At 66.3% G+C, this 26,396-nt stretch carries 22 protein-coding genes; 9 read left to right on the plus strand and 13 right to left on the minus strand.

Features of this window, described 5'->3' with window-relative positions:
* Positions 1-215: 215 nt before the first annotated feature.
* Together KU887_RS25895 and KU887_RS25900 are read left to right on the plus strand one after the other, a co-directional pair.
* Positions 216-2,849, plus strand: a complete 2,634-nt coding sequence (locus tag KU887_RS25895) for an MMPL family transporter (protein ID WP_006496238.1) — start codon at positions 216-218, stop codon at positions 2,847-2,849.
* The gene (locus KU887_RS25900) at positions 2,842-3,849 is read left to right on the plus strand and encodes a VacJ family lipoprotein (protein WP_012493653.1); all 1,008 of its coding nucleotides are present in this window, start codon (positions 2,842-2,844) and stop codon (positions 3,847-3,849) included. Before KU887_RS25895 ends, KU887_RS25900 begins: the two co-directional genes overlap by 8 nt.
* 104 nt (positions 3,850-3,953) lie before the next feature.
* Here the strand turns inward: KU887_RS25900 and KU887_RS25905 are convergent, their stop codons facing one another.
* The 5 genes from KU887_RS25905 to KU887_RS25925 form a co-directional block, all read right to left on the minus strand.
* Positions 3,954-4,661: a phosphorylase gene (locus KU887_RS25905; protein WP_006496236.1), complete on the minus strand. Its 708-nt coding sequence runs from the start codon at positions 4,659-4,661 to the stop codon at positions 3,954-3,956.
* A gap of 3 nt (positions 4,662-4,664) precedes the next feature.
* A complete protein-coding gene (gene shc / locus KU887_RS25910) occupies positions 4,665-6,638 on the minus strand; it encodes a squalene--hopene cyclase (protein ID WP_258255919.1) in 1,974 nt (657 codons plus the stop codon).
* Between the two features lie 12 nt (positions 6,639-6,650).
* The gene (hpnE, locus tag KU887_RS25915; protein WP_012493654.1) at positions 6,651-7,904 is read right to left on the minus strand and encodes a hydroxysqualene dehydroxylase HpnE; all 1,254 of its coding nucleotides are present in this window, start codon (positions 7,902-7,904) and stop codon (positions 6,651-6,653) included.
* 13 nt (positions 7,905-7,917) lie between these two features.
* The gene (hpnD, locus tag KU887_RS25920) at positions 7,918-8,766 is read right to left on the minus strand and encodes a presqualene diphosphate synthase HpnD (RefSeq protein WP_006485179.1); all 849 of its coding nucleotides are present in this window, start codon (positions 8,764-8,766) and stop codon (positions 7,918-7,920) included.
* A gap of 258 nt (positions 8,767-9,024) precedes the next feature.
* Positions 9,025-9,357: a hypothetical protein gene (locus KU887_RS25925; RefSeq protein ID WP_034203111.1), complete on the minus strand. Its 333-nt coding sequence runs from the start codon at positions 9,355-9,357 to the stop codon at positions 9,025-9,027.
* Positions 9,358-9,548: 191 nt separating this feature from the next.
* Between KU887_RS25925 and KU887_RS25930 the strand changes: the two genes are divergently transcribed.
* Positions 9,549-10,433, plus strand: a complete 885-nt coding sequence (locus KU887_RS25930) for an alpha/beta fold hydrolase (RefSeq protein WP_006485162.1) — start codon at positions 9,549-9,551, stop codon at positions 10,431-10,433.
* Between the two features lie 19 nt (positions 10,434-10,452).
* Here KU887_RS25930 and KU887_RS25935 read toward each other — a convergent pair whose 3' ends face one another.
* The 3 genes from KU887_RS25935 to KU887_RS25945 are packed head-to-tail and all read right to left on the minus strand — an operon-like array spanning position 10,453 to position 12,375.
* The gene (locus KU887_RS25935; RefSeq protein WP_006485173.1) at positions 10,453-11,391 is read right to left on the minus strand and encodes a GGDEF domain-containing protein; all 939 of its coding nucleotides are present in this window, start codon (positions 11,389-11,391) and stop codon (positions 10,453-10,455) included.
* Positions 11,388-12,014, minus strand: a complete 627-nt coding sequence (locus KU887_RS25940) for a chemotaxis protein CheC (RefSeq protein ID WP_006496234.1) — start codon at positions 12,012-12,014, stop codon at positions 11,388-11,390. The genes KU887_RS25935 and KU887_RS25940 overlap by 4 nt, the downstream gene beginning before the upstream one ends.
* Positions 12,007-12,375, minus strand: coding sequence for a response regulator (locus tag KU887_RS25945; protein ID WP_011548759.1), 369 nt, complete (start codon positions 12,373-12,375; stop codon positions 12,007-12,009). Before KU887_RS25945 ends, KU887_RS25940 begins: the two co-directional genes overlap by 8 nt.
* A 470-nt stretch (positions 12,376-12,845) precedes the next feature.
* Between KU887_RS25945 and KU887_RS25950 the strand changes: the two genes are divergently transcribed.
* Positions 12,846-15,095, plus strand: a complete 2,250-nt coding sequence (locus KU887_RS25950) for a hybrid sensor histidine kinase/response regulator (protein ID WP_012493655.1) — start codon at positions 12,846-12,848, stop codon at positions 15,093-15,095.
* A gap of 60 nt (positions 15,096-15,155) precedes the next feature.
* Here the strand turns inward: KU887_RS25950 and KU887_RS25955 are convergent, their stop codons facing one another.
* Positions 15,156-15,710 (minus strand): NADPH-dependent FMN reductase, encoded by a 555-nt coding sequence (locus tag KU887_RS25955; protein ID WP_006485152.1) that lies wholly within the window; start codon positions 15,708-15,710, stop codon positions 15,156-15,158.
* A 368-nt stretch (positions 15,711-16,078) separates the two neighbouring features.
* On the opposite strand from KU887_RS25955, the gene KU887_RS25960 reads away from it, so the two are divergent.
* Together KU887_RS25960 and KU887_RS25965 are read left to right on the plus strand one after the other, a co-directional pair.
* Positions 16,079-16,678 carry an RNA polymerase factor sigma-70 gene (locus KU887_RS25960; protein ID WP_258255936.1) on the plus strand — a complete coding sequence of 200 codons (600 nt, stop codon included), beginning with the start codon at positions 16,079-16,081 and terminating at the stop codon, positions 16,676-16,678.
* Positions 16,656-16,871, plus strand: coding sequence for a zf-HC2 domain-containing protein (locus KU887_RS25965; protein ID WP_060266757.1), 216 nt, complete (start codon positions 16,656-16,658; stop codon positions 16,869-16,871). The genes KU887_RS25960 and KU887_RS25965 overlap by 23 nt, the downstream gene beginning before the upstream one ends.
* Before the next feature lie 137 nt (positions 16,872-17,008).
* Here KU887_RS25965 and arsC read toward each other — a convergent pair whose 3' ends face one another.
* On the minus strand, positions 17,009-17,365 hold the full coding sequence (gene arsC / locus KU887_RS25970; RefSeq protein WP_006485155.1) for an arsenate reductase (glutaredoxin): 357 nt from the start codon (positions 17,363-17,365) through the stop codon (positions 17,009-17,011).
* A 1,053-nt stretch (positions 17,366-18,418) separates the two neighbouring features.
* On the opposite strand from arsC, the gene parA reads away from it, so the two are divergent.
* Positions 18,419-19,081 (plus strand): ParA family partition ATPase, encoded by a 663-nt coding sequence (gene parA, locus KU887_RS25975; protein WP_006480195.1) that lies wholly within the window; start codon positions 18,419-18,421, stop codon positions 19,079-19,081.
* A 23-nt stretch (positions 19,082-19,104) separates the two neighbouring features.
* The gene (locus KU887_RS25980) at positions 19,105-20,166 is read left to right on the plus strand and encodes a ParB/RepB/Spo0J family partition protein (protein ID WP_062885083.1); all 1,062 of its coding nucleotides are present in this window, start codon (positions 19,105-19,107) and stop codon (positions 20,164-20,166) included.
* A gap of 92 nt (positions 20,167-20,258) precedes the next feature.
* On the opposite strand, the gene KU887_RS25985 is transcribed toward KU887_RS25980, so the two are convergent.
* Positions 20,259-21,626, minus strand: coding sequence for a replication initiation protein (locus tag KU887_RS25985; protein WP_006480193.1), 1,368 nt, complete (start codon positions 21,624-21,626; stop codon positions 20,259-20,261).
* A gap of 1,823 nt (positions 21,627-23,449) precedes the next feature.
* On the opposite strand from KU887_RS25985, the gene KU887_RS25990 reads away from it, so the two are divergent.
* Complete coding sequence (locus tag KU887_RS25990; protein WP_006485168.1) at positions 23,450-24,631, plus strand: DNA-binding protein; 1,182 nt, start codon at positions 23,450-23,452, stop codon at positions 24,629-24,631.
* A gap of 136 nt (positions 24,632-24,767) precedes the next feature.
* On the opposite strand, the gene KU887_RS25995 is transcribed toward KU887_RS25990, so the two are convergent.
* Complete coding sequence (locus KU887_RS25995; protein WP_006485171.1) at positions 24,768-25,787, minus strand: tyrosine-type recombinase/integrase; 1,020 nt, start codon at positions 25,785-25,787, stop codon at positions 24,768-24,770.
* A gap of 102 nt (positions 25,788-25,889) precedes the next feature.
* Positions 25,890-26,267, minus strand: a complete 378-nt coding sequence (locus tag KU887_RS26000) for a DUF2471 family protein (protein WP_006485149.1) — start codon at positions 26,265-26,267, stop codon at positions 25,890-25,892.
* Between the last annotated feature and the right edge of the window lie 129 nt (positions 26,268-26,396).

The following is a 26,396-nucleotide window of genomic DNA, read 5'->3' on the forward strand; positions in this document are numbered from 1 at the left end:
CGGCGCCGTTTGTCACAGGCGCGTGGCGGCGTGGCGGCGCAGCGCCGCGCCGATTATGTAAATATCCCCATACAAATGGACCGGCCGCGCGATCCGATTCCAACGTCGCGAGCAAATATCCTTCCCGCCCCGAATCTCCCCAACGTCACGACCGTCGCCGCCCCGCGCCGGTATACTTGGCTACTTTGCCCTTGCCAGCCGCTCCCCACCGCCACATGGTGACATCTCTCATCGTCCGACTCGTTGCGTGGTCGGTGCGCCGCCCCGTCTGGGTCGTCGTCCTGTCGCTCGTCATCGCCGCCTTCAGCGGCGTCTACGTCGCGCAGCATTTCAAGATCAACACCGACATCAGCAAGCTCGTCGATGCGGAGCCGCAATGGGCCGCGCTCGGGCAAGCCGTCGACAAGGCGTTCCCGCAACGCAACGGCACGATCCTCGCGGTCGTCGAGGCGCCCGCGCCCGAATTCGCGACGGCCGCCGCGCACGCGCTGACCGAAGCGCTGCAGAAGGACGCCGCCGCCGGCCGCATCGGCCCCGTCGCCGAGCCGGGCGGCGGGCCGTTCTTCGAGCACAACGGGCTGCTGTTCCTGTCGCCGCAGGACGTCACCGATACGACCGCGCAGCTCGCGAGCGCGCGCCCGCTCGTCAACGAACTCGCGAAGAACCCGAGCCTCACCGGGCTCGCCACCACACTGTCCACCACGCTCGGCCAGCCGCTCCTGACCGGCCAGGTGAAGCTGCCCGCGATGGCGAAGCTGCTCGCGCGCAGCGCCGCGACGGTCGACGATGTGCTGGCCGGCAAGCCGGCCGCGTTCTCGTGGCGCGCGCTGGTCGACAACGATGCCGCGCGGCAGCCCGCGCGCGCGTTCGTCACCGTGCAGCCGGTGGTCAACTACGGCGCGCTGAAGGCCGGCGCGGCGACGAGCCAGGTGATCCGCGACGCGGCCCGGTCGCTCGACCTCGAAAAGCGCTACGGCGCGGCCGTGCGCCTGACCGGCGAACAGCCGCTCGCCGACGACGAATTCGCGTCGGTCGAAGACGGCGCCGCGCTCAACGGCGTGCTCACGCTGCTCGCCGTGCTCGTGATCCTGTGGCTCGCGCTGCGCTCGAAGCGGATGATCGGCTCGGTGCTCGTCACGCTGTTCGTCGGCCTCGTCGTGACGGCCGCGCTCGGCCTCGCGATGGTCGGCTCGCTGAACATGATCTCGGTCGCGTTCATGGTGCTGTTCGTCGGCCTCGGCGTCGATTTCTCGATCCAGTACGGCGTGAAGTACCGCGAGGAACGCTTCCGCGATTCGCGCATCGATCACGCGCTGATCGGCGCCGCGCACTCGATGGGCATGCCGCTCGCGCTGGCCACCGCGGCCGTCGCGGCGAGCTTCTTCTCGTTCATCCCCACCGCGTATCGCGGCGTGTCCGAGCTCGGGCTGATCGCGGGCGTCGGGATGTTCGTCGCGCTGCTGACCACGCTCACGCTGCTGCCCGCGCTGCTGCGCCTGTTCGCGCCGCCGGGCGAATCGAAGACGCCGGGCTTTCCGTGGCTCGCGCCGGTCGACGATTATCTCGATCGCCACCGCAAGCCGATCCTGATCGGCACGCTCGCGGTCGTGATCGGCGCGCTGCCACTGCTCGCGTTCCTGCATTTCGACTTCAACCCGCTGCACCTGAAAGATCCGAACAGCGAATCGATGGCGACGCTGCTCGCGCTGAAGGATTCGCCGGAAGCCGCCGTCAACGACGTCACGCTGCTCGCGCCGTCGCTCGCGCAAGCCGATGCGGCCGCGAAGCGCCTCGACGCGCTGCCCGAAGTCGGCCGCACGACCACGCTGTCGACCTTCATCCCCGCCGACCAGCCGGCCAAGCGCGCGGCGATCGCCGCGGCCGCGAGCGAGCTGCTGCCCGCGCTGACGCAGCCGGCCGCGCCGCCCGCGACCGACGCGCAACGCGTGGCCGCGCTCAAGCGCGTGTCGGATCTGCTGAGCTATGCAGCCGAAGATCACCCCGGCCCGGGCGCCGCCGCCGCGCAGCACCTGTCCGCGTCGCTCGCGAAGCTCGCCGCCGCCGACAGCGCGACGCGCGACCGTGCCGAACGCGCGTTCTCCGATACGCTGCGCATCGCGCTCGACCAGCTCGCTTCGCTGCTGCAGCCGCAGGACATCACGCGCGAATCGCTGCCGCCGCAAGTCGTGCGCGACTGGGTCGCGCCGGACGGCCACGCGCTCGTGCAGATCTCGCCGAAGGTGCCGAAGGGCGTCGACCCGAACGACGACACGATGCTGCGCCGTTTCGCCAAGGCCGTGAAGGCCGCGGAACCGGGCGCGACCGGCGGGCCGATCTCGATCCTGCATTCGGCCGACACGATCATCAACGCGTTCCTGCATGCGGCGCTGTGGTCGATCATCTCGATCACGATCCTGCTGTGGGTCACGTTGCGCCGCTTCGGCGACGTGCTGCGCACGCTGGTGCCGCTGCTCGTGTCGGGCATCGTGACGCTCGAGATGTGCGTCGTGCTCGGCATGTCGCTGAACTTCGCGAACATCATCGCGCTGCCGCTGATGCTCGGCGTCGGCGTCGCGTTCAAGGTGTATTTCGTGATGGCGTGGCGCGCGGGACAGACGGGGCTGCTGCATTCGAGCCTCACGCATGCCGTGCTGTTCAGCGCCGCGACGACGGCGACCGCCTTCGGCAGCCTGTGGCTGTCGCATCATCCGGGCACGTCGAGCATGGGCAAGCTGCTCGCGCTGGCCCTGACCTGTACGCTGATCGGCGCCGTGGTGTTCCAGCCCGTCCTGATGGGCAAACCGCGCGTCAAACGCGCCAAGAACCAATCGCAAGGAATCAATGAATAAGGTGCGAATCATTGCGGCGACCGTCGCCGCCAGCGCGATGCTGACCGGCTGCGCGACGGGACCGAACCGCAATCCCAACGACCCGCTCGAGCCGATGAACCGGGCGATGTACAAGTTCAACGACACGGTCGACACGAACATCGCCCAGCCGATCGCGAAGGGCTACCAGAAAGTCACGCCGACGCCGGTACGCACCGCGATCAGCAACTTCTTCTCGAACCTCGGCGATCTCGGCAACATGGCGAACAACCTGCTGCAGTTGCGCATCACCGATGCGACGCAGGATCTGATGCGCGTGGCGATGAACTCGGTGTTCGGCGTCGCCGGCCTGATCGACATCGCGACGCCGGCCGGGCTGCCGAAGCATCACCAGGATTTCGGGCTGACGATGGCGCGCTGGGGCATGCCGTCCGGCCCGTATCTCGTGCTGCCCGTGTTCGGGCCGAGCACGATCCGCGACGGCGTCGGCCGCGCGGTGGACGTGCGCTTCAACCTGCTGAACTACATCGAGCCGGCCGCGCGCAATCCGATGTACATCGCGCAGTTCATCAGCGCGCGTTCGGACCTGCTCGGCGCGACCGACCTGCTGAAGCAGGCCGCGCTCGATCCGTATTCGTTCGTGCGCGACGCGTACCTGCAGCAGCGCAAGTCGCTCACGTACCACGGCCAGTCGGCATCGGCCGCGGCGCCGAACTATGCGGAGCCGGGTGAAGCAGGCGCGGTGCCGGCGGCTACGCCGACCATGCCGGGCGGCTTGCCGAACTACGAGGATCCGGGCGAGTCGGGCGGCGCATCGGGCGCCACGCCGAGCAACGCGCCGGCCGCGCCGGGATTGCCGCAGTACGACGATCCGGGTGCGGATAGTGCGATGCCCGCGAGCGCGCCGGCGGCTGCATCGGCCCCGGCATCGTCGGGCGCCACGACGGCGCCGGCCGCCAACGGCGCGCCGATCGCGCCGGCGATGCCGACGCTGCCCGCGAGCAATCCGGCCGCGCAGTAACGCCACCACGGCGACCGCGCAAGAACAAAGCGCGCTGCATCATGCAGCGCTCTTTTTTTGTCCGCGCAAAACGCGAAGAGGGGAGAAAAATCGGCGCGCGCCGCTCAAACGATCCGCATCGCGCCCGCCCGCTCGAACGCGTGGCGCGCCTGGATCAGCGTCGTGCGCGCCGCGCGCGCGTCGCTCGCGACCTGCAGCAGCGGGCCGAGCTGCGACGGCTGCTTCAGCAGTTCGCGCAGGATCGGCAGGATCGCCGTGCTGCCGTCGTCGCGCAGGCCGGCCGTCGCCGCACGCGGCAGCGTGCGCCACGCCGGATCGACGATCGCGCGGCACACCGCGAACGGCACGCCGCGCGCGGCCGCGAAGGCCGCCGCGATGTGCGACTCCATGTCGACGGCCAGCGCGCCCTTCGCGTGATGCAGCGACGCCTTGTCCTGTTCGCTGACGACCGGCGCGCCGACGGCCGCCATCGTGCCGCGCGTGACGCGCGCCCACACCGGCGTGTCTTGCAGCGCGGCGACGAGCCGCGCGCTCCAGCCCGCATCGGTCTCCACGCGGCCGAACGGCCCGTCGATCGCGTTCGCGATCACGAGCGCACCGGGCGCGAGATCGGGCGCGAGGCCGCCCGCCGTGCCGAAGCTCACGATACCCGCGCAACCGTGCGCGGTCGCATCGGCGAGCGCGCGCTCGAGCCGGTCGGCCCGCGCGGCGAACACCGCCTCGACGCCGTCACCGCGTGCGATGCGCGCCTCGAACGCCATCCCCGTCACCGCGATGACGGGCAATGCGCCGTTGTGCTGCGTCGTCGCCACGCGTTACATCCCGACCGTCACGCGCGTCGCGTTCGCGCGCTTCAGGTTGCGGTAGCGCGCGAGCGCCCACAGCGGGAAGAACTTGCGATAGCCGTGGTAGCGCAGGTAGAACACGCGCGGGAAGCCCGTCGCGGTGAAGCGCGTCTCGTCCCACAGACCTTCTTCGTTCTGCTGGGCAACCAGGTAGTCGACGCCGCGCGCCACGGCCGGGTTGTTCACTTCGCCGGCCGCCATCAGGCCGAGCAACGCCCAGGCCGTCTGCGACGCCGTGCTCGGCGCCTGCTCGTAACCGCGGTAGTTCAGCTTGTAGCTGTCGCCGTCCTCGCCCCAGCCGCCGTCCTTGTTCTGGATCGACAGCAGCCACTGCGCGGCGCGCTTCATGCGCGGGTCGTCCGGCGTCAGGCCGGCCGCATTCAGCGAGCACAGCGCCGTCCACGTGCCGTACACGTAGTTCATCCCCCAGCGGCCGTACCAGCTGCCGTCCGGCTCCTGCTCCTTCAGCATGTAGTCCAGCGCGCGGCGGGCCGGCTCGCTGTTCAGCGGCGTCTCGCCGAGCTGCGACAGCATCGACAGGCAGCGCCCCGACACGTCGGCCGTCGGCGGATCGAGCAGCGCGCCGTGATCGGAGAACGGAATGTTGTTCAGGTAGTACTGCGTGTTTTCCGGTTCGAACGCGCCCCAGCCGCCGTCGCTGCTCTGCATGCCGACGACCCATTCGCGCGCCCGCGCCATCGATTCGCGATACGTGTCCGATTGCGTGAGCTTTTGCGCGCGATCCATCGCCATCACGACCACGGCCGTATCGTCGACGTCCGGGTAGTGCGCGTTCGCGTACTGGAACGCCCAGCCGCCGGGCCGCACGTTCGGGCGGCGCGAGATCCAGTCGCCGCGCACGTCGAGAATCTGCAGCGGGCGCAGCCATTCGAGGCCGCGCAGCACGGCTTCCTGCGCACGCGCATCGCCGGTTTCGAGCAGCGCATGCGCGGCGAGCGACGTGTCCCACACCGGCGACAGGCACGGCTGGCAATACGCTTCATCGTCGTGCACGACGAGCAGCTTCTCGACCGACTTGCGCGCGATCGCGCGGTTCGGATGATCTTCCGCATAGCCGAGCGCGGCGTACATCATCACCGAGTTGGCCATCGCCGGATAGATCGCACCGAGGCCGTCCTCGCCGTTCAGGCGCTCGTCGACGAACGACACGGCCTGGCGGATCGCGCGTTCGCGCGTGTAGCTCGGGAACAGCCCGTCGACCGCGCGCAGCGCATGGTCGACCACGCGGAAGAACGCGAACCAGCCCGGGCTCTGATGCCCCTGGCGCGGCAGCAGCCCGGCGTTGACCGGCGGGTCGATGAACAGCTCGTCGATGCGCACGCCGCGCGGGTTCTTCGCAAGCGGTCGCTTCGCGTTCAGCACGAGCAGCGGCACGATCACGGTGCGCGCCCAGTACGACACCTTCGACAGGTGGAACGGGAACCACTGCGGCAGCAGCATGATCTCGACCGGCATCATCGGCACCGCGCGCCACGGAATCGCACCGTACAGCGCGAGCTGGATGCGCGTGAACACGTTCGACATCTCGGCGCCGCCCATCGCGTGGATCGCGCGGCGCGCGCGCTGCATGTGCTCGGCATTCTCGTCGTCGCCGATCACCTTCAGCGCGAAGTAGGCCTTCACGCTCGCGCTGATGTTCGGCGCACCGTCGGTGAACAGCGGCCAGCCGCCGTCGGCCTGCTGGATGCGGCGCAGATACTTGCCGATCTTCTGTTCGAGCTCGAGGTTCGGCGTCTCGCCAAGATAGTGGACGAGCAGCACGTATTCGGCGGGAATCGTCGAATCCGCCTCGAGTTCGTAGACCCAGTGGCCGTCCGCTTGCTGCGCGGCCAGCAGCGCGTCGGTCGCCCGCGCGACGGCCGCGTCGACGCCGGCCGGCACGGCGCCGGCGGACAAGGTAGCCATTTCGGTGAGATCGTTCATCGGTCCCTCTCTTTATTGCGTCTGGAGCACGTCCGCGGCCAGCTGGCCGGAACGGATCGCGCCCTCGATCGTGGCGGGCAAGCCGGTGGCAATCCAGTCGCCCGCCAGTACAAGATTGGTCCAGCGCGTACGCACGGCCGGACGTTTCATTTCCTGCGACGGCACCGCCGCAAAGCCCGCGCGCGGCTCGACGACGAGCTGCCACGCGGGGATGGTTTCCGGGTTCGCGCCGGTCACGCGCGCGACGTCTTCCCAGATGCGCCGCGCGAGCGTGTCGCGCGGCATGTCGAGCCAGCGGCCCGCATCGCGGATCGTCGCCGCGAGCTGGCCGTCGCCGCTCCGCACCGCATCGACGACGCCGTTGACGACGGTCGTCTGCAGCGGATGGCCGGCCGACGCTTCGACCGCGAAATACGCGGTCACGACCGCGCTGAACGTGTCGGGCGCGGCGAGTTCCGGCACGAGCGGCTGCGCGACCTCGGGCGGCACGGCCAGCACGACCGCGTCGCCCGGCGCGAGATCGATGCGCTCGCCGCCGATCGACACCGCATCGACCGCATTGCCGTGCGCGCCGAACTCGAACGCGTCGAGCCGCGAATTCAGGCGAATCTGCGCGCCGCCGTACTGCAGCATCCGCAGCGCCGGTTCGACGAACGCGCTGCCGAGCCCGCGGCGCGCGACGCGCGGACGGCAACCGGGGCCGCCCGCGGCGAACGTGCCGCACAGCGCGGCGCGCGCGAGCTCGGCGCTCGCGTGGCGCGGCTCGATATTCAGTACCCCGAGGAAGTACGGCCGCAGCCAGCGATCCCACAGCACGCCGTCGCATCGCATCGTCTGCGCGAGCGAGCGGCCCGTGCGGGCGAGCGCGAGCGGCGCAAGCGCGAGGTAGTCGAGCGGCGTCGTGCCCGGCGCGCGCGACGCGGCATCGAACAGCCACGACGGCCAGCGGCCGTTGCCGAAGCGCAGCGTCCAGCGCTGTTGCGACGCGATGTCCATCACCGGGAATTCAGCCAGCGCGGGCCCGGCGAGCTGATCGGCCGCGCCGATCGCGCGCAGGTAGCGCTGCGTCGCCGGCTGTCCCGCGAAAACCGTGTGCAGCCCGCTGTCGAGCGTCGTGTTCAGCGTCCCGTCGAACCACGACCGGCAGCGGCCGCCGGCGTGCGCATGCGCATCGTGCAGCACGATGCGCCGCCCGCGCCGTTGCAGCTCGACCGCGGCCGACAAGCCCGCGAGTCCTGCGCCGATCACATGGACGGTCCTGGGCATCGCGTCGGTCGACTCAGAACAGCGCGTAGCGCGCGGCGATCATCAGCATGCGCGCCTTCGGCTTGCGCAGCGGGGCGCGCGGCGCGGCAAAGCCGCGTGCGATCGCGGCCTCGAGAATGCAGCGATACGCGCCCGACATGATGCGCGGCGCCTTCACCTGCGCACGCGGGCAGGTATCCATCACCGCGTCGGCCTGGCGGAAATGCTCGAGCGCGCGCTCGACGAGCGTCGCGCACACGCGCGGCAGCGCCGGATCGCGCACGATCGTCGCCGGATCGGTGATCGCGATGCCTTCGCGCGCGAGCAGTTCGCGCGGCAGGTAGCAGCGGTTGATCGCCGCGTCGTCGTCGATGTCGCGCAGGATGTTCGTCAGTTGCAGCGCGCGGCCGAGGTGGTGCGACAGCGTGATCCCTTCGGCTTCCGGCATCCCGAAAATCCTCACCGACAGCCGGCCGGCCGCGCTCGCGACGCGGTCGCAGAAGAGGTCGAGCGTCGGCTCGTCGGGCGCGCAGATGTCTTCCGCCGCGTCCATCGCCATCCCGTCGATCATCGCGTGGAAATCGTCGCGCTGCAGGTTGAACGCGCGGATCTCGCGATCGAGCGCGGCCAGGTGGCGCGGCGGGCGGCCGGCGAAGCATGCGTCGATGTCCGCGCGCCAGCGATCGAGGCCCGCGTTGCGCTCGGCGCGCGGCAGGTCGCTGTCGGCGATGTCGTCGACCGCGCGGCAAAACGCGTAGACCTGGAACATCGCATCGCGCTGCACGGCCGGCAGGATGCGCATCGCCAGATAGAAAGAACTGCCCGATGTGACGGCAGCGGCGTCGGTTTCTTGTTCGTCCACGACGGAATGGGAAACGGCCAAGACGAGCTCCACGGAGACACCCACGCGGGGCGATTGAAGAAGCCATGCCCGGCTGGGATGGTCAGGGCGTCGAATGCGTGCGAGATATGCGAACGATCGACGCAGACAGGCACAAATTACCGGCCGGAAGCCGGAATTGGCCGAAAGTATAGCAATCTTTGAAGTTCGATGGCGGACACGCGCCCTGTCTGGCGGGGCGTTCAGCGCTGTCGGGAGGCCCGCACAGCCGGCCTTGGCAAACCGGCGCCGCGCGGTGCGTCAGCCGTAGACGATGTCGCGCTGCAGATCGAGCGCGATGAGTCCCATTTCGCGCGTGAGCTGCAGCATCGAGCGGCGCTCGAGGCGCGAGCCCATGAAGCTCGTCACGCGGCCGTCGGGCTCGGCGGTGAACTGGAAAACCGCGCCGCCGGTGCCGAACCACGCGCCCGGCACGTCGGGCGATTCCTGCCAGTCGATCTGCTCGAACACGCGCGCGATGCCCGCCCGCACCACGTCGCCCGGGCCGATCGGCGGCGCGATGTCGCCCAGGTCGTCGAGCGAATAGGGGCCGGGTTTGTTCGGCTTCCGATAGAAGAGATAGTCGACGTTCATGGGGCGCAATCGCAGGTAAAGCAACAAATTAGCGCGCTTCGGCACAAATTCAAATCGGATCCCGACGAAATGTGGCCTGCGCGACACAAAGGGACGGATCGTTGCCGGCATCGAAACGCGCCGCGCGATCGCGTCTCGATGCCGGCCGGTTCGTCTAAGATGACACCTTTCCCGCAAAAAATACGGACACCATGGAGACGCACGACACCGCCACCCCGCAGGCCGATCATCCCGTTTTCGTGCTCGTGCACGGCGCGTGGCATGGCGCGTGGTGCTACGCCCACGTCGCGGCGGCGCTGGCCGCGCGCGGTTACCTGTCGATCGCGCGCGACCTGCCCGCGCACGGCATCCATGCCCGCTTTCCCGCGTCGTATCTCGCCCGGCCGCTCGATCAGGACGCGTTCGGCGCCGAGCCGTCGCCGGTCGCGAACACCACGCTCGACGAATACGCGACGCAGGTGATGCAGGCCGTCGACGACGCGTACGCGCTCGGCCGCGGCAAGGTCGTGCTGGTCGGGCACAGCATGGGCGGCCTCGCGATCACGGCGGCCGCCGAACGCGCGCCGGAGAAGATCGCGAAGATCGTCTATCTCGCGGCGTTCATGCCCGCGTCGGGCGTGCCGGGCCTCGACTACGTGCGCGCGCCGGAAAACCAGGGCGAGCTGCTCGGCCCGCTGATGCTCGCGAGCCCGCGTGTGGCCGGTGCGCTGCGCGTCGATCCGCACAGCGGCGACGCCGCATATCGCGAACTGATGAAGCGCGCGCTGTACGAAGACGTGCCGCAGGCCGATTTCGATGCGGTCGCGAACCTGATGAGCTGCGACGTGCCGGCCGCGCCGTTCGCGACCGCGATCCCGACGACCGCCGCCCGTTGGGGCGCGCTCGACCGTCACTACATCAAGTGCCTGCAGGATCGCGTGATCCTGCCCGCGCTGCAGCAGCGCTTCATCGACGAAGCCGACGCGTTCGCACCCGGCAACCCGACCCACGTGCACCAGCTCGACAGCAGCCACTCGCCGTTCGTGTCGCAGCCGGCCGTGCTGGCCGGCGTGCTCGCCGACATCGCGAAGGGTTGAGCAGGGCGGGCGCGGCCGGTCACGCGTACGCGACCGACCGATCGCGCCCGAGCCGCTTCGCGCGATAGAGCGCGGCGTCGGCCTCGTTGACGAGCACGTCGCAGGTCAGCGCGCCGGCTTTCGCGCACGCGCCGCCGACGCTCGCCGTGACCGGCACGCTGACGCCCTCGGCGTCGACCGGCAGGCTGCCGATCGCGTCGCGCACCTTGTCGGCCACCCGCATCGCCTCGTCGAGATTCGTGCACGGCAGCAGCAGCGCGAATTCCTCGCCGCCGAACCGGCCGAACGTATCCTGTCCGCGCACGATCGACGCGACGCGGCGCGCGGTTTCGCGCAGCACGGCGTCGCCCGCCGCATGCCCGAAGCGGTCGTTGATCGTCTTGAAGTGGTCGAGATCGAACAGCAGCACCGACAGGTCGCCGCCGTAGCGCTGCCAGCGCGCGAATTCGTCGCCGAGCCGCGCCTCGAAGAAGCGCCGGTTCGCGATGCCGGTCAGCCCGTCGCGATTCGCGTGTTCGCGCAGCTTCGCGACCGCTTCCTCGCGCTCCCGTTGCATCACGCTCACATGCGTGACGTCCGAGATCGTCACGCACACGGCCTCGACGTCGCGGCCGCGCGTGAGCGGCATGAACGTGCAGTCCTGCTGCATGTAGTCGACGCCGCCCGTGATCGGCCGGTCGTGCTCGAAGCGAAACAGGTAGGGCCGCTGCTCCCACGAGCTGAACGCGAAGCTGCCGAGCTGGAACACGCTCTCGAGCTTGCGCGACAGCCACGCGTGCGGCAGGTCCGGAAAGCAGTCGAACAGGTTGCGGCCGATCACGTCGGCGGCCGGGATGCCGCTGTGGTCCTGCATGAAGCGATTCCACATCAGGACGGTCATCGAACGGTCGAGCACGAACAGGCCGAAGCCGACCCGCTCGATCACGAGGTCGCTCAGCGACGGGGCGGCGGCCGTCATAGCGCGGACAGCAACGCGTCGAGCGCGTCGCCCATCAGCCGGATCGAATCCTCGGCCATCAGCATCACGAAATGCGCGCGGAACGTGTGGTCCTCGAGCCCGAAGTTCACCTCCAGCAGCAGCGCGACGCTCCACCCGAGTTCGTTCGGCTGGAACACGTCGTCGAACGACACGTTCGCGCCGAGCAGCCCCGGCGGAAAGAACACGGGCTTGCGGCCGAGTTCGTCGAGGATCGACGCGACGCACGCGCCCATCAGCACGTTGGCGACGTCGAACACGAGCTCGTCCGGCGTCGCCATCCCGCCGTACACGCCGTCGCCGAACGTGCGGTCGACGACCGACATGAGCCGCGCGACGCCCGCCGTGCGGCACAGCACGATCGCCTCGCCCTTGATGTCGGAACGGAAGCCCTGGCGCACGGCGGTCACGTTGTCGTGGATGCCCGTCATCTCGCGCAGCGCGTCGCCCGCGTCGGCCGCTTTCACGACGCGCACGCGCGGCACCGACAGCTCGATGAAATGCCCGAGCAGCAACGCCAGCCGCGCGGCGGCGCGGCCCATTGCAAGGTTGGCGATCTCCTGCAACGCGTCGCGTTGCTCCGCCGTGAACACCGATTCAGGCATACAACCCATACTCCTTGAGAATGGGCAGCAATGCCTCCGACGTCACGGGCTTGGCAACGAATGCGATCGCGCCCAATTCACGCACGCGTGCTTGCGCCTGCGGCTGGATATCGGCGGATACCACGATCACGAACGTGTTCAGATCTTCGTGGCGCAGTGTTTCCAGGACCTGATATCCGCTCATGTCGGGCATCGTCAGGTCCAGAAACATCACGGAAGCTTTGCCGTCACGATAGAGCGCCAAGGCCTCGCGACCATTCGCTGCATACGCGACGTCAACGTCCCAGTCTCCCGGCAGCGCCTTTGTCAGAAGTTTGCGAGCGAGCAGCGAATCGTCGGCAATTACAATCGGCAAAGGCATGGGGCGATGCGGTATACGGAATGGTCTCTCTCGCGTTAACGACCGCGCGGCGCACTTCTTTAGTGCCATGCGTTTCGGGCGCGGGCAACCGCCTTGCGGCCGCGCACGGGCGCCGCGACGCAGATGCGCGCGACGCACCGCGCGGCATCGCCGGCGGGCGCATATATCTGTCATAGGGAAAGCAAGGCGCGATTCTCGGAGTAAACCGGAGGCGATGCAACTCGCCATTTTCACCATTTCGAACAGAATCGATCCGATCGCGGGCCATTCCGAAAACAGCCGCGACCATTTTCGAGATAAGCACGCAAAATTTTTCCTTGTGTACGTTTGCGCTGCCGGATTCGTCGCGTTTTCAATCTGACGGTTTACCGCTGTCACATGCGACGGGATGACGCCCGTACGGCGCCGCGCGGCGGGCCGTCGCAACTCGTTTATGATGGCAGACACCTCTGCCTCACCTGCTTTCCTCGATGACGTCCGAACGGCCTGCCGACTCCCGCGCCCCCGCCCCCCCTCCCGCCGACGACTGGCAGGACGACGGCAGCTACGCGTCCGGCGCACCGGAGCACGATTTCGCGGTGCGCCGCGTCACGCTGATCGTGCTGCTCGTCGCGGCGATCGTGCTGCCGTGCATCTACGTGGTGGTGATGGCGTACAACGACCTGAAGGCGCGCGAGGCCGCCGCGAGCGACGTGACGATGCGCACGGTGCGCGTCGCCGAGGAGCATGCGCTCAAGGTGTTCGACCTGAGCGAAACGCTCGATGCGCGCATCGTCGACCTCGTGCAGGACATGGACGACGCGACCGTGCGCAGCAGGGAATCCGACATCCACGAAGCGCTGAACACGATCGGCGGCGGTTATCCGCAGGTGGCGGCCGTGTCGATCTTCGGCGCGAGCGGGATGCTGCTCGCCAACAGCCTCTACTATCCGGCGCCGTACGCGTCGATCGCGAACCGCGACGACTTCGCCGGCATTCGCGACGGCAAGGTCATCGAACACATCTCGCGGCTGATGATGGGGCCGCTCAAGCTCGAGAACATCCCCGTGTTCAACACGGGCGTCGCGCGGCGCCATAGCGACGGTTCGTTCGCCGGCATGGTGTCGATCGCGCTGAAGTCGTCGTATTTCAACGCGTTCTACCGCGACCTGCTCGGCGGCGCGAGCACGCCGATGACGATGGCGCTCGCGCGCTCGGACGGCGCGGTGATCGCGTCGTATCCGCCGCCGCCGTCGCTCGCGCACACCGATCGCTCGATCACGTTCGGCAATGCGCGCAACGATCCGCGCGCCGGCGTCGTGCGCGTGCGCCACGACGGCGCGAGCAGCGAGATCGTCGCGTATCGCCAGGTCGGCAGCTATCCCGTCTACGTGAGCTGCGCGTACCGCACGTCGGCGATCTGGCATGAATGGTACGAACACCTGAGCGTGCTGTTCCTCTCGATGTTCGCGCCGTCGGTCGCGCTGTGGTCCGTGATCTGGCTGTCGCTCAAGCGGCTGAAGGCGGAAGAAGAGGCGTGGGACCGCTGGCAGGCCGAAGCGTCGATGCGGCGCTCGATCGAATCGGCGTACCGGCAGTCGCGCAAGATGCAGGCGCTCGGCAATCTCGTCGGCAGTGTCGCGCACGACTTCAACAACCTGCTGATGATCATCTCGAGCAACGTGCAGATCGCGCGGCGGCGCGGCGTCCAGCATCTCGACAAGGAGCTCGGCGCGATCGAACGCGCGCTGAAGAACGGGCAGTCGCTCACGCGCCAGCTGCTCGGCGTCGCGCGCAAGCAGCCGCTGCACAACGAGACGATCGACGTCGGGCAATGGGTCGGCACGTGCCGCGAACTGCTGAAGACGTCGCTCGGGTCGAAGTCGTCGCTGGTCGTCGCGATCGAGCCGGGCGTCTGGCCGATCCGCGTGGACGTCGCGGAGCTCGAGCTCGCGGTGATCAACCTCGCGGTCAACGCACGCGATGCGATGGCGACCGGCGGACGCTTCACGGTCGGTGCGCGCAACGTCACGCTGCGCCGCGAGGACGGCTTCCCGCTGACCGGCGACTTCGTGCAGATCTCGCTCGACGACACGGGTTCGGGCATGGCGCCCGACGTGCTCGCCCGCGCGTTCGAGCCGCTGTTCACGACGAAGGCGCAGGGGATGGGGACGGGGCTCGGCCTGCCCCAGGTATTCGCGTTCTGCGAACGCTCGGGCGGCCTCGCGACGATCGACAGCGCGGTCGGCGCGGGTACCTCGGTGCGTCTGTATCTGCCGCGCGCGCGCGCCGAGGATGTCGTCGCGCGGCCGGCGGCCGTCGCGCACGATGCGGGGAGCGGCGCGCTCGCCGGCCTGCACGTGCTGCTCGTCGAGGACAACGGCGAAGTCGCGGCCGGCACGGAGGCGCTGCTGTCGCTGCTCGGTCATCGCGTGACCTATGCGCCGACTGCCGACGACGCGTTGCGCCTGATCGAAGGCGCCGCCGCGAACGATGCGTTCGATCTCGTGATTTCGGACATCCACATGCCGGGCCGCCTGAACGGCATCGATCTCGCCGAAGCGATCGAGAAGCGGCCGGGGAAACTGCCCGTGATTCTCGTCACGGGTTATGCGGAGGAACTCGACCGCACGCGCACCGTCAACGTCCGCGTGCTGTCGAAGCCGTTCGACATCGCGCTGCTCGACGAGATCCTGCTCGGCATCCGCGAAGCGCGCGACGCACGCCACGCCGGCGCGTGACCCGCTGCGGGCGGGCCGGCGCCGGCGGCGTGAACGGGGGTGGCGATCAGGCCGGCGACATCACGCCGACTTCAGCAGGCGCACCCAGCTCGCGTAGCGATCGACGAAGCCTTGCAGGAACTTGCGCGTGTCCTCGCTGACGATCTGCCCCTGGTCGTCGATGCGCGCCGGATCGTGCTTGATGAACATCTCCGGCTGACCGAGCGTCTTCACGTCGAGGTACGCGAGCACGTTGCGCAGGTGCTGCTGCGCGAGCGCGGTTCCCACCGCGCCCGGCGACGTGCCGAGCACCGCGCCCGGCTTGCCCGACCAGGAGTTGGAACCCCACGGGCGCGAACCCCAGTCGAGCGCATTCTTCAACACGCCCGGAATCGACCGGTTGTACTCGGGCGTGACGAACAGCAGCGCGTCGGCGGCTTCGATCGACTGCTTGAAGCGTTTCGCGACGTCCGGGAAATCCGCGTCGTAGTCCTGGCTGTACAACGGCAGCTCGCCGATCTCGACGAACTCGAACGAGAAATCGGCGGGGGCGAGCGAGATCACGGCGTGCGCGAGCGCACGGTTCGTCGACGCGCGACGCAGGCTGCCGACGACGACCGCAATACGATAGGACATGGCATTCTCCTTCCGGTGAGTGAGGAATCGGATCGATTGCTTCCGAATGAGCGACAAAGGTCTGTTTATAGGCAAGCCAGCCCGCGAGCCGTCCCACGGGGCCGTCCGGCCGACTTTCCACAAGGTTTTCCACAGAAATTGTGGATAACTCGACCGTTATGTTCCGACGTTACAGATTGCCCGCCGCGTGTCGGCGTCGACGCGCGCGACGGGGTTCGGCAAGCATAGCGCAGCGCGGCGACCGGCTTCGTGAAATCGTGACGGAACATTGCGTTGCAGGCCGGCACCGCGCCCAGTAAGCTGCTCGCACCGCGACGCGCCCGCTCGGTGACGCACGCGCGGTCGCCTCGAGACACTGCCACCCAGACATGCCGTCCGCATACGACGATCCCACCTATCTCGCGCAACTGCGGCGCGACCTGCTGCGCTTCGCGCGACTCCAGCTCCGCGACGCCGACGCGGCCGAAGACGCCGTGCAGGAAGCGCTGGCCGCCGCGTGGTCGCATGCCGGCGATTTCGCCGGACAGTCGGCCCACAAGACCTGGGTGTTCGGCATCCTGCGCAACAAGTTGATCGACGTGCTGCGCGCACGGCAGCGGATGGTGAGCCTGACCGCGCTCGATGCGGAGCTCGACGGCGAATCCGTGCTCGATCGCGAACTGTTCAAGGACAACGGTCACTGGGCCGCGCATGCGAAACCGCGTCCGTGGCCGAAGCCCGAAACGCTGTTGCAGCGGCAGCAATTCTGGACGCTGTTCCAGGCGTGCCTCGACCATCTGCCGGAGCAGATCGGACGCGTGTTCATGATGCGCGAATTCCTCGATGTCGAGATCGTGGACATCTGCAGTGAATTGACGCTGACGACGAATCATTGCAGCGTGCTGCTGTATCGGGCGCGCACGCGCCTGCGAACCTGCCTGAGCGAAAAAGGACTGACGACCGAAGATGCTGCCGGGGAAATGTACTGACGTGACGCGACTGCTGTCGGATGCGCTCGATCGGCGTCTGACGCTGCACGAGCGCCTGCAGGTGCGCGTGCATCTGCCGACCTGCAGCGGATGCCGCGCCTATCGCGGACAGATCGCGCTGTTGCGGACGGCGGCGAAAGCGGCGGCCGGGGGGGAGCCGGACGGTGACGATGGATCGTCCGGTGGGGGCTAGGCGTCGCGGTGCCTGCCGACGCATCGTTCCGGTGGTGGCTGGCGGGTGCGGCCCGGCGAGCGCGTCGGCGTGGATTGCCGTTGCGCTCGCCGGGCTGGAGCGCGTTGATGCAATAAGAAAAATACGCGCGGCAAGAATTATTCGAACAGCGCCTTCACCGACTCGGGCGGGCGACCGATAGCCGCCTTGCCGCGATACACGACGATGGGGCGTTGCAGCAGAACCGGATGAGCGACGATCGCTCCGTAGGCTTCGGCGTCGGTCAGATCCGCGCGGGCCAGATTCAACGCCTTGTACGGCTCCTCACCGTCGCGCAGCATGTCGCGGACCGGGCGGCCGAGCTGCTTGTGCAGCGTGTCCAGCTCCTCGACAGTCGGCGGCGTCTTCAGGTACTCGACGACATTCAGCGGCGCGCCGGCGGTATTCAGCGACTCGACCAACGCAAGCGTCTCGCGGGACTTCGAGCATCGGGGGTTGTGGTAGATCGTGATCATCGTTCAAGGCAGGATGGGGGAGGCCTGTATTGTAGCGAGTCTGCATCGAGGGGCCTGATGGGGGGGCAATCGAGATCGGTGTGGGGTTCCTCTTGATAGGTCGCTGAGGCGGTTTCGGTTTGGCGATGCGCTGTGATCGCGAGAGGGGAGTGTCCTGTGTTCGGCGGGAGACGCGTCGAAGAGTGGTTGTTTATGCGCATAAAGTCGGGCGGGTGGCTTCGCGGGGCCGACGACCGGCGCAGCCGATGTCTCGTGAGGGCTGTCTCGTGAGGGCTGTCTCGTGAGGGCTGTCTCGTGAGGGCTGTCTCGTGAGGGCTGTCTCGTGAGGGCTGTCTCGGGTGGCGAAAGGGGTATGCGATTGCGGAACACGCCGGGAAGGTTTATGCGCATAAAGCGCGCGATTGCCGGGCGAAGTACAGCGTGGCTCGTGGCATGGACGTATGTCGACACGCAACGGCACTGCGCGATGGCTATATCGATAGACCGTCGTCCCCGACATGACGTCGTTGCCGCCTGACTCAGGTGTAGTCTCTGTCAACGGCGCTTCGTCGCGGCCTATCGTTGCCTCTGGTTTATGCGCATAAACACTACGGCCCGGCAGGACATTGCCTCCATGCACGTCCATTCAACGACGCACCTCGTGATCTACGCACCTGACTACGACACGCAGCTCACGCCGGACGCTCGCGAGTGAATACCATGCGCTCTAGCGACGAAGCCCATCGATCGGCCTCCGCAGTCTTTATGCGCACAAACTCGCGGCTCGCAGGCAACGCGGCTCGTCCCGCGAAAGGAGAGAGCGTCGAGATATCTCTGCCACGAACGGCCCCGACGATACGCCCATGAAGACGTAATCCTGAGCAGGGCATCGATCACTCGGCATCAGCCGCTTCCTCTTCACCACACCGTCCAAACGAGCCATCGAACATCCACCGCTCGTTTATGCGCATAAACCGATCGTCCGAATGGCCAACGCGTAGTTGTCGAACGACAATTTCATTGAAATTCAAATATCGTCCTGTAGAATTCCAACGACCAAAACAGGAGTGAAAATTGGCCGCGGAAATCATTGCAGTCACTCAACAAAAAGGTGGCGTCGGCAAAAGCACGATTGCCATGCATCTCGGCGCCGCGTTCCATGAAAAAGGGAAGCGCGTCCTCGTCATCGACGCAGACCGTCAAAACACGCTCGTTCACTGGTCGAGCGCATCCGGCGACAGCGACAACGGCATCCCGTTTCCGGTCGTCAACCTTGCCGAGGCCGACGGCCAGATCCATCGCGAGATCAAGAAGTTCATCAACGACTACGACATCATCGTCGTGGACTGCCCGCCGTCGATCACCGAGAAAGTCTCCGGTGTCGTCCTGCTGGCCGCGTCGATTGCCGTGATTCCGACGTCGTCGTCGCCGGCCGACTACTGGTCGAGCGTCGGGCTGGTCAAACTGATTCAGCAGGCGCAGGTGATGAACGAAGACCTCCGCGCGGTCTTCCTGCTGAACAAGACCGAAGAGAAGCGCATGCTGACCCGTGAGCTCAAGCGTGCGCTTGAGGAACTCGGCTTCCCGCTGCTGAAGACGCAGATTCCGACTCGGGAAGCGTACAAGCAGGCGATGGCGCTCGGTCAGACCGTGCTGCAGATGAACGATCGTGGCGGCAAGCTGGCCGCCGCCGAAATTCGCGCATGCGCCGACGAAATCGTCGCCATGCTGCCCTGACTTTATGCGCACAAAGGAGTCACATGAAACCCTCCCAATTTGCCAAAGGATTCCAAGCGCGCCCGGATATCACGACGAGCGAGAAGCGCACGGCGCTTGATCGGCTCAATGCGATCGACGGCATCGTCAAGTCCGAGACGCCGCCCCCGGCGCCGACCAAATCCGCGAAGAAGGACATCGCACCGCCGCCTGCTCCGGAATTCACGATCGATCCGTCGATCGACGAATCGCAGCAATATCGCGCGTGGCGTCTCGAGAATCGCTATGCACCCGGGCAGGTGATCGAGCTGCCGCTGAAGGCGATCAAGCACAGCCCGTTCAACCCGCGGCACTTCTATCTGAAATCGTCGATTGCCGAACTCGCGGTCAACCTCGCGAAGCAGGGACAGCAGCAGGCGATCCACGTGATTCCGGATTACGACAACCCGGGCACATATTTCGTCAGCGATGGCGGGCGTCGCGTGCGGGCGCTGAAGGAAGCGAACAAGGAATCGGTCAAAGCGATCGTGATCGATGTGCCGATCGGCATCCAGAGCTACAAGCTCGGCTACGACCTGAACGTTCAGCGCGATTCGCAGACGGTGTTCGACAACGCCGTCGTGTGGCGCCGCTTCCTCGACGACAAGCATTTCCAGAGCCAGAAAGAACTCTCCGAGCATCTCGGCCTCGACGAGTCGACGGTGGCCGTCGCGCTGTCGATCGGCAAGTTGCCGGAAGCGATCATGCAGGAAATGGTCGCACGCCCCGATCGCTTCGGATCGAACATGGCGTATCAGGTCGGCCGCTATCACAATGCGCGCGGCACCGAGGCCACGCTGCGGCTGATCAACAAGATCGTGTCGGACGATCTCAGCACGCGCCAGGTGTCGGACATCGTCAAGGGTCGCGTCGCGGCACAGGAGACGCCGAAGCCTGCAGGCCGTCAGCGCTATGCGCAGCGTCTCGAGATCAAGCTCGGCGGCAAGTCGGTCGGCGACCTGAAGTCGTATGGCGAAGACCGCATCGAATTGCGCCTGCGCGGCCTCCCGAAGGACAAGCGCGACGCGATTCTCGAGCAGCTCGAGCGGATGCTGTTGTCGGAGTGAGGGAAACGGCCCGCAGGGCCTATTGAGGGCGCCGGTCCCGCCCGATCAGGGGGCGGAGCCGGCGGCGGCCCGTCAACGGGCCTGAGCGGGCCTCAAGCGGCCCGCGACTGGTTCAGCGTGAACGACAGCAGGTCGCCGTCCGTCGGTTCGCCCCAGGTCTTCTGGGCCAGCCAGTCGAAAAAAGCCGTCTCGGCCAGCTTGGAATCGAGGCCGCGCTTGCGCCAGTCGTCGCGCAGATGCGAGCCCATCGTCGGCAATGCCTCGGATTCGAACGACTCGCGCGCCACTTCGCGCTCCGCGTCGCCCTGCTCTTCGTACAGCACCTTCGCTTCCTTGCGGCGGAACGCCGCGAACTCGCTCAGCAGGCGGGCCTTCAGATCGTCCGGCTGGGCAGCCGCGACCTTCGCGGACGGCGTGCCGGCAGGCAGCGCGTCGACCGATTCGACCGGCGGCGCATACCCCTTCTTCAGCGCATCCTTGAACAGCGCCGGCGCGCTGCGCACCGGCGGGAGAGTCGTGCTGCGCATCCGCTGCTCGGTCATCTGCAGTGCGGCGCGAATCCGGTTTTCCTCGCTGTCCGCGTAGAGCGTCTGCGCTTCCTTCAGCGGGATCCCGAGCTTCACCATCCGGTCGACCAGCGTGCTGTCGAACACGTTCGGGTGTTCGTCGAGCGCGAGCATCGGCTGCTTGCGCTCGGTCACGCGGAACTGGATCTCGGCAACCCGGCGCCCTTCGCGGTGCTCGATCAGCTCGACGAAGATGTTCGTGACCGCGTTGACTTCCGCGATCGCCGGGCGCAGGTAGTCGCGCTTGAAGTACTTGTACTCGCGCTTCGCTTCGTCGCCGGCTTCCGTGTCGGGTGTGCCCGACAGGATCGGCCGCCACCATTCCCACGGCTCGCGCATCGTCAGGTGGCTCGGGTTCGTCAGGTAGCGCACGCAGATCTCGTACAGCGCGAGACCCGCGCTGCTGCGCAGCTGGCTCTGGAACTGCAGGCTCAGACGCGCGTACTGGACCGGGTCGAGCAGCTTCTTCTTGATCTTCGGCGCGAACGAGAATTCGACCCACACGCGGCGGGTGGTCGGATCCTCGAGAATTTCCGCATCCGCGATCAGCGTGGAGATCCCCCACTTGCGGCCCGGCTTCTGGCTCGACGTCCCCGTGCTCCATTCGACCTGCACCGACACCATGCGGCGCAGGTGTTCCTTCACCAAGGCGGTGTCGTTCGAATCGAAAGCGGAGTTGGCGACGATGTCCGACAGCAGTGCGCGATACGTATCGCCCGAGTCGTCGGCCTGCTGCGCGACGGCCAGCAGGACATTGAACAGCTTGCGAGTGAGGAGCGTGATCTTGCCGCTCTTCGGCTGAATGGCGATCGCCTCGACGGCCTTTCGCAATTCGGCTGAACTGGCACTCACCACATCCACATCGGTTTTCTTGGCGCGCTTCGTCGTGGCCATACGTCGGGTCGGAGGAGAAGTTTCCCGGAAGGATAGCGCCTGCGGTGATGTGCGTCCAGAACGACATGCTCACCATAGCCGGTGAAGCTCGCCGGCAAAACGGCACTCACCCGAACGGCTCCCGAAAACGCTCACCGGTCCGCCGTTGCGGCGTTCCGGACTCTTCCAGACGTGCCGCGGCATGCGCCGATTCACAGAATTTCACCTGTGCTCGACACGTGCGGAATTGGCTCCCGTATCGGCTCACCTTTCGATTTGTCGTAATTTTGCGACTGCGCAGCCGTGAGTTCGACACCGGCTCGCGATTGCACCTCACCGGATCTCGTCGACCGCCGCCCAGCGGGCCTGTATGCATGTACAGGCGTGGCGCGCCGGGAGATCGATTCGGCTTCGACACATGCAAAAGCGCCGTCGAAACCGGCACGCGCAGCCTGATCAGCGCGTGTTTGGCCAGCCCGGGCGCGCATTGTACAGCGCGCAAATCGTATCCGGTCCCGAAAATACTCACCTCAAGCACAGCCTGCTGATTCATCCGGCTACCGACGAACGCCCGACCCGCGCGGGATCGGCTGCCAACGACTCCTGAAAACGCTCACCTTACCGACGAAATGCGGCACAGCAGCGGGCACGGAAAACGCTCCCGAAAAACCTCACCGTAACCGGCGCGGTATCAAAAACTCCAATCTCTTCCGATACTTATGCACAGCAGGCATTTGGCTGTGCCGCGCCAGGATCCCCCGAAAAACCTCACCTTTGGACCGGAATCCTTCATACGACAACCGTATGTCAGCCCCCGAAAAATCTCACCTGTGCCAAAAAGTGGCACAGCAAAAACGAGATTTCTTCCAGTCCTGGCGGGCTTTTCAGCGAATTTGGCCGGCAACAGGTCCCGAAAAGCCTCACCTTTGCCCATTTTTTCAGCACCTGCGGCTCCCGGAAAATCTCACCTGCAAGCCGGATCACGGTCTGTGATCCATGCCCCGAAAAAGCTCACCTTAACGGGATCGGGGCAGGAAAACCCGGATTTCCCTCCCGAAAAACCTCACCTTTGGGGCATCACAGGCCCCCGAGAGCACTTTTGCTGTGCAAAATGGCGTTCGCTTCCCGGAAATCCTCACAGCAAATTCCCGTGGAGTCCCGTGAAACCTCACCTTTCGCCAAATCTGCCCAAAAGATGGGCAGAATCGGGGCGCGAAGCGGGTCCTGCAAATTCTCACCTATGTCTGCACAGGCAGAAAACTGTGCAGTCAGGCACAGCGCGGGTTCCATGGCTGTGAGGCCCCGAAAACCCTCACCTTTGGGAAAACGCGTGTTTTACTGTGATCCCGAATCCGCTCACGACCCTTCCTGCAACGGCTCACGCAGCTCCCCGAACCCCATCACGTCAGCTCCCGCAGAAGGTCACCTTGGCTCCCGTAAAACTTCACCTTGTCGGCCGGAAAGCCTTGCTCCATAAGGCTGTGCCGTGGCGTTAACGTTTTTAACTAAGGGTTCAAGGGTGTTTACTTCTAATACTCTCAAGACATCGGCTGACGAGTTTTCCACAGACACCTCAACCCCTGAACACCGAACGGCAACCGGATCCGGTGTCATGTGAAACAAAGGCCGAAATTCGCGGTTCACTGGAAAATGCTTGCAGGACAAGGACTTGGCTGACTTTCTTCGCTTTGTTTCACGGAATTCCGGGCCTCCTTCGACCAGATGGGCGCGCGGATCCGATTTCTGTGCAAAACGACGTAAATTCACAACGGACCCCCGAAACAAGTATCAAGAAATACGTATTTCGTTATGATTGCAACATTTCATAGTCTGCGAGTGTGGTCATGACCCTGGACGAAATGCGTCAAGTCATTCGGGAAGAACTGGAATCGCTGCGCGCAAGCGGTGCACGGCGCCAGGAACTGTCACTGCATGCGTGCAAACGCTTGTTCTTCGATCTCGGCATCCGGCCCTCGGCCGCCAACGTCCGCGATCTCACCCAGACCGGCAGCGCCAGCGACATCCCGAAAGACATCGACCATTTCTGGGAGCGCATTCGTTCCGCGTCCAAGATCAGGCTGGACGGCGCGGCGATCCCGAAAGCCGTCGAGGAAAAAGCCGGCGCGTTGCTGGGCGCACTCTATGAAGAAGCATTGAAAGCGGCGCGCGACAGCCTCGATGGCGACCGCGAGCAGGTTCGCGCCGACATGGCCGAAGCCGAACAGCGGTTGCGTGACGCAACCGTCCGCCAGGAAACGCTCGAAGGGGCGCTCGCGCGCGGGGAAGCGAGAAACGAACAATTGCAGGCGCGGGTAACCGAACTTGAGGTTCAGCTCGCGTCGCAAACGACTCACGGTTCGGCAAGCGAAGCAACGTTGCTCACCACAGTCGCACGACTGGAAAAGGAACTGGCCGCGGCTGCCGGCCGGATCGAAGCCGAACAGGCACAGAACGCCGCCCTGCGCGACCGCATCGATGCGCTGCAAGCCGAATTACAGCAGCGTACCGAGCACTATGCGCAGCAAATCAAGGATGCGGTGGCCGAAGCCGAGCGTCGCGTCAAACCGATGCTGGTCGAACTGGACTCGTTGCGCAGCATGGCGTCGACCTACCAGAGCGGGTTGCGCGACGTCCAGCGCAAGGAGTTCGATTTCCTGCAGCAATTGAGTTCGGCCAAGGCGCGCGCCGACCGGCTCGAAGAACAGCTGCGTACGCAGAGCGACGAACTGGAGCGCGCAACGCGTGACGTGAGTTCGTTGCGCGCGAACCGCGGAATGAATCCGGAAATCGCCGCGCTGATCCGGCGCCTGGCCGAGGCGGGACAACTCGACGCGGATGCGTATGCCGCGATCGGCACCGCGCTGGATCACGAGATTCCGGCGCCGACCCAGTGCCCGCATTGCGATGGCGAACCGGAACTGTCGCACGGCGACGAAGGTTTTGAAGTCGCGTGCCCCGAGTGCGAGCACGCTTCCGGCACCTGGCCGTCCCGCTTCGAAGCCGTCGCGCGTTTTGCGCACACCTGACCGGGAGGCCAGCGGCGCCGCACAGGTGAGATGATCCGGGAAGCTTGAGGTGAGATTTTTCGGGAGCTGTGAAACGGTGAGGCTGCGCCACACAAGGCTGCTCACGGATCGGTTCGCGTGAGCAGCCGGTTCCCGATCAGTGAGTTTCGTCGCGGTCGGACGCGTCACCGTTGTGGTCGGCCAGCCCGTCGCGCCAGTTTTTCCACGCGCGATGCAGGCGATTCGACGAGATCGGCCGCATGAAGCCCAGCCATTTGCCGACCCGCTCGGGCGGCACGTCGTGCTCGAACAATTCCGCCGCATAGGTGTTGCGCAATGTTTGCGGGCTGGCGCGCGCGGTGCGTGACGACGTGAGCCCGGCCGATTCGACGATCGCATCGATCGCGCGCAGCATCGTCGCCTTGTGCATCGGTCGCCCGGCATGCGATGCGGGGAAGACGAGTTCTCCCGGAATCTCCTGGCGCTTGCGCTCGGTGAGCCAGGCTTCGAGCAAAGCGATCGCAAACGAGGCCAGATGGGTCTCCCGCGAATAATCCGGATGCGTCGACTCGATCCGCAGCGACGTGCCACTCGTATTGATGCAACTAATCGTAAGTGAGCGCGCTTCGCCGGTTTTGATGCCGGCGCCGAGAAATGCAGCGACGAGCGCGCGGTCGCGACGCTCCTTCCAGTATGCGGAACCCGATACGCCGATCGGCGAAAACAGATAGGCGAGCAACGTCGCGCGCTCTGCCGGCGTGAGGAAACCGGTCGGCTCGTTGTCGCGCGCCTTGCGCCAGTTCGCTTCGCCATCCTGAGCAATGAAGCGGGCCGGATTGGTCGACGCGTACTCGGTGCGGCGGATATGGTCGAGCACGCGCTCGATCAGCCGGAGATAGCGCATCCGCTGCGTTTTCTTGATCGGCAACTCGCCGACGAAGTTCGCGATGGTCGGTGTATCGACCGTCGCCAGGTTCTTTTGATGCGCGCGCATCCACGCGAGAAACGCGCCCCACTGTGCGCGATAGACATCGGCTGACGAGCGGCGATAGTCCTGCATGGCCAGCCATGCGTCGAACGCAGCTTCGGGCGACGCGACCCAGTCGGACGCATCGCGATCGAACAGATCCTTTTCTTCCGGGTGTGCGGCAGTGTCGGGAGCGGCGGGAAGGGACATGGTATTAATTCCGTTAGTTGCGTATATGGTAGCCCTTTCCGCAACGTCTCGGGCAGCGAACGGGTGAATCGGCCGCCGTGCGGCTCGGCCGGGGCTGGGCCATCAGTCTCCCCACGCCTTGGACGGGCGCAGCGCGCGCGCGGGACGCGCGGTGTCGTGCGCCGTTGCCGCGGCTTCATAGGCGAGAACGGCGAACGAAAAGACCGCGGGCAGCGCATTCGAGCGCCCGAAGTCGATCGGATCGTCGGTTTCGGGAAACGTCATGTCCGACGGCCGTTCGAACAACTGGCGCATGCCCGCGTCGTGCCGGCTCGCAAAGCCGAGATCGGCGAGCGCTTCGGCTTCGATCGCGTGCAGCAGGCGCCACGTCAGCGGCACGCGCTGACGGATGTAGCGCCCGGCGATATGGCGGACGATCAATTCGAGGTCGTGCGCGGCAGCCTTGAAGCTGAGCGCGGCCAAATCTTGTTCTTCTGTCATTGCAGGCTCCTGTCGACCAGGGCGGGCGCCTCGGTGCGCCGGCTCCGGCCCGTGCATGGCGGAATGTCCGTATACTGTACAAACATACAGTGTTTTCCGCAACAGGCCTGCGATTGGCCTTTTGGCCGA

It is taken from the genome of Burkholderia sp. EMB26, from assembly GCF_024730645.1.
In the GTDB taxonomy this organism is placed as follows: domain Bacteria; phylum Pseudomonadota; class Gammaproteobacteria; order Burkholderiales; family Burkholderiaceae; genus Burkholderia; species Burkholderia cenocepacia.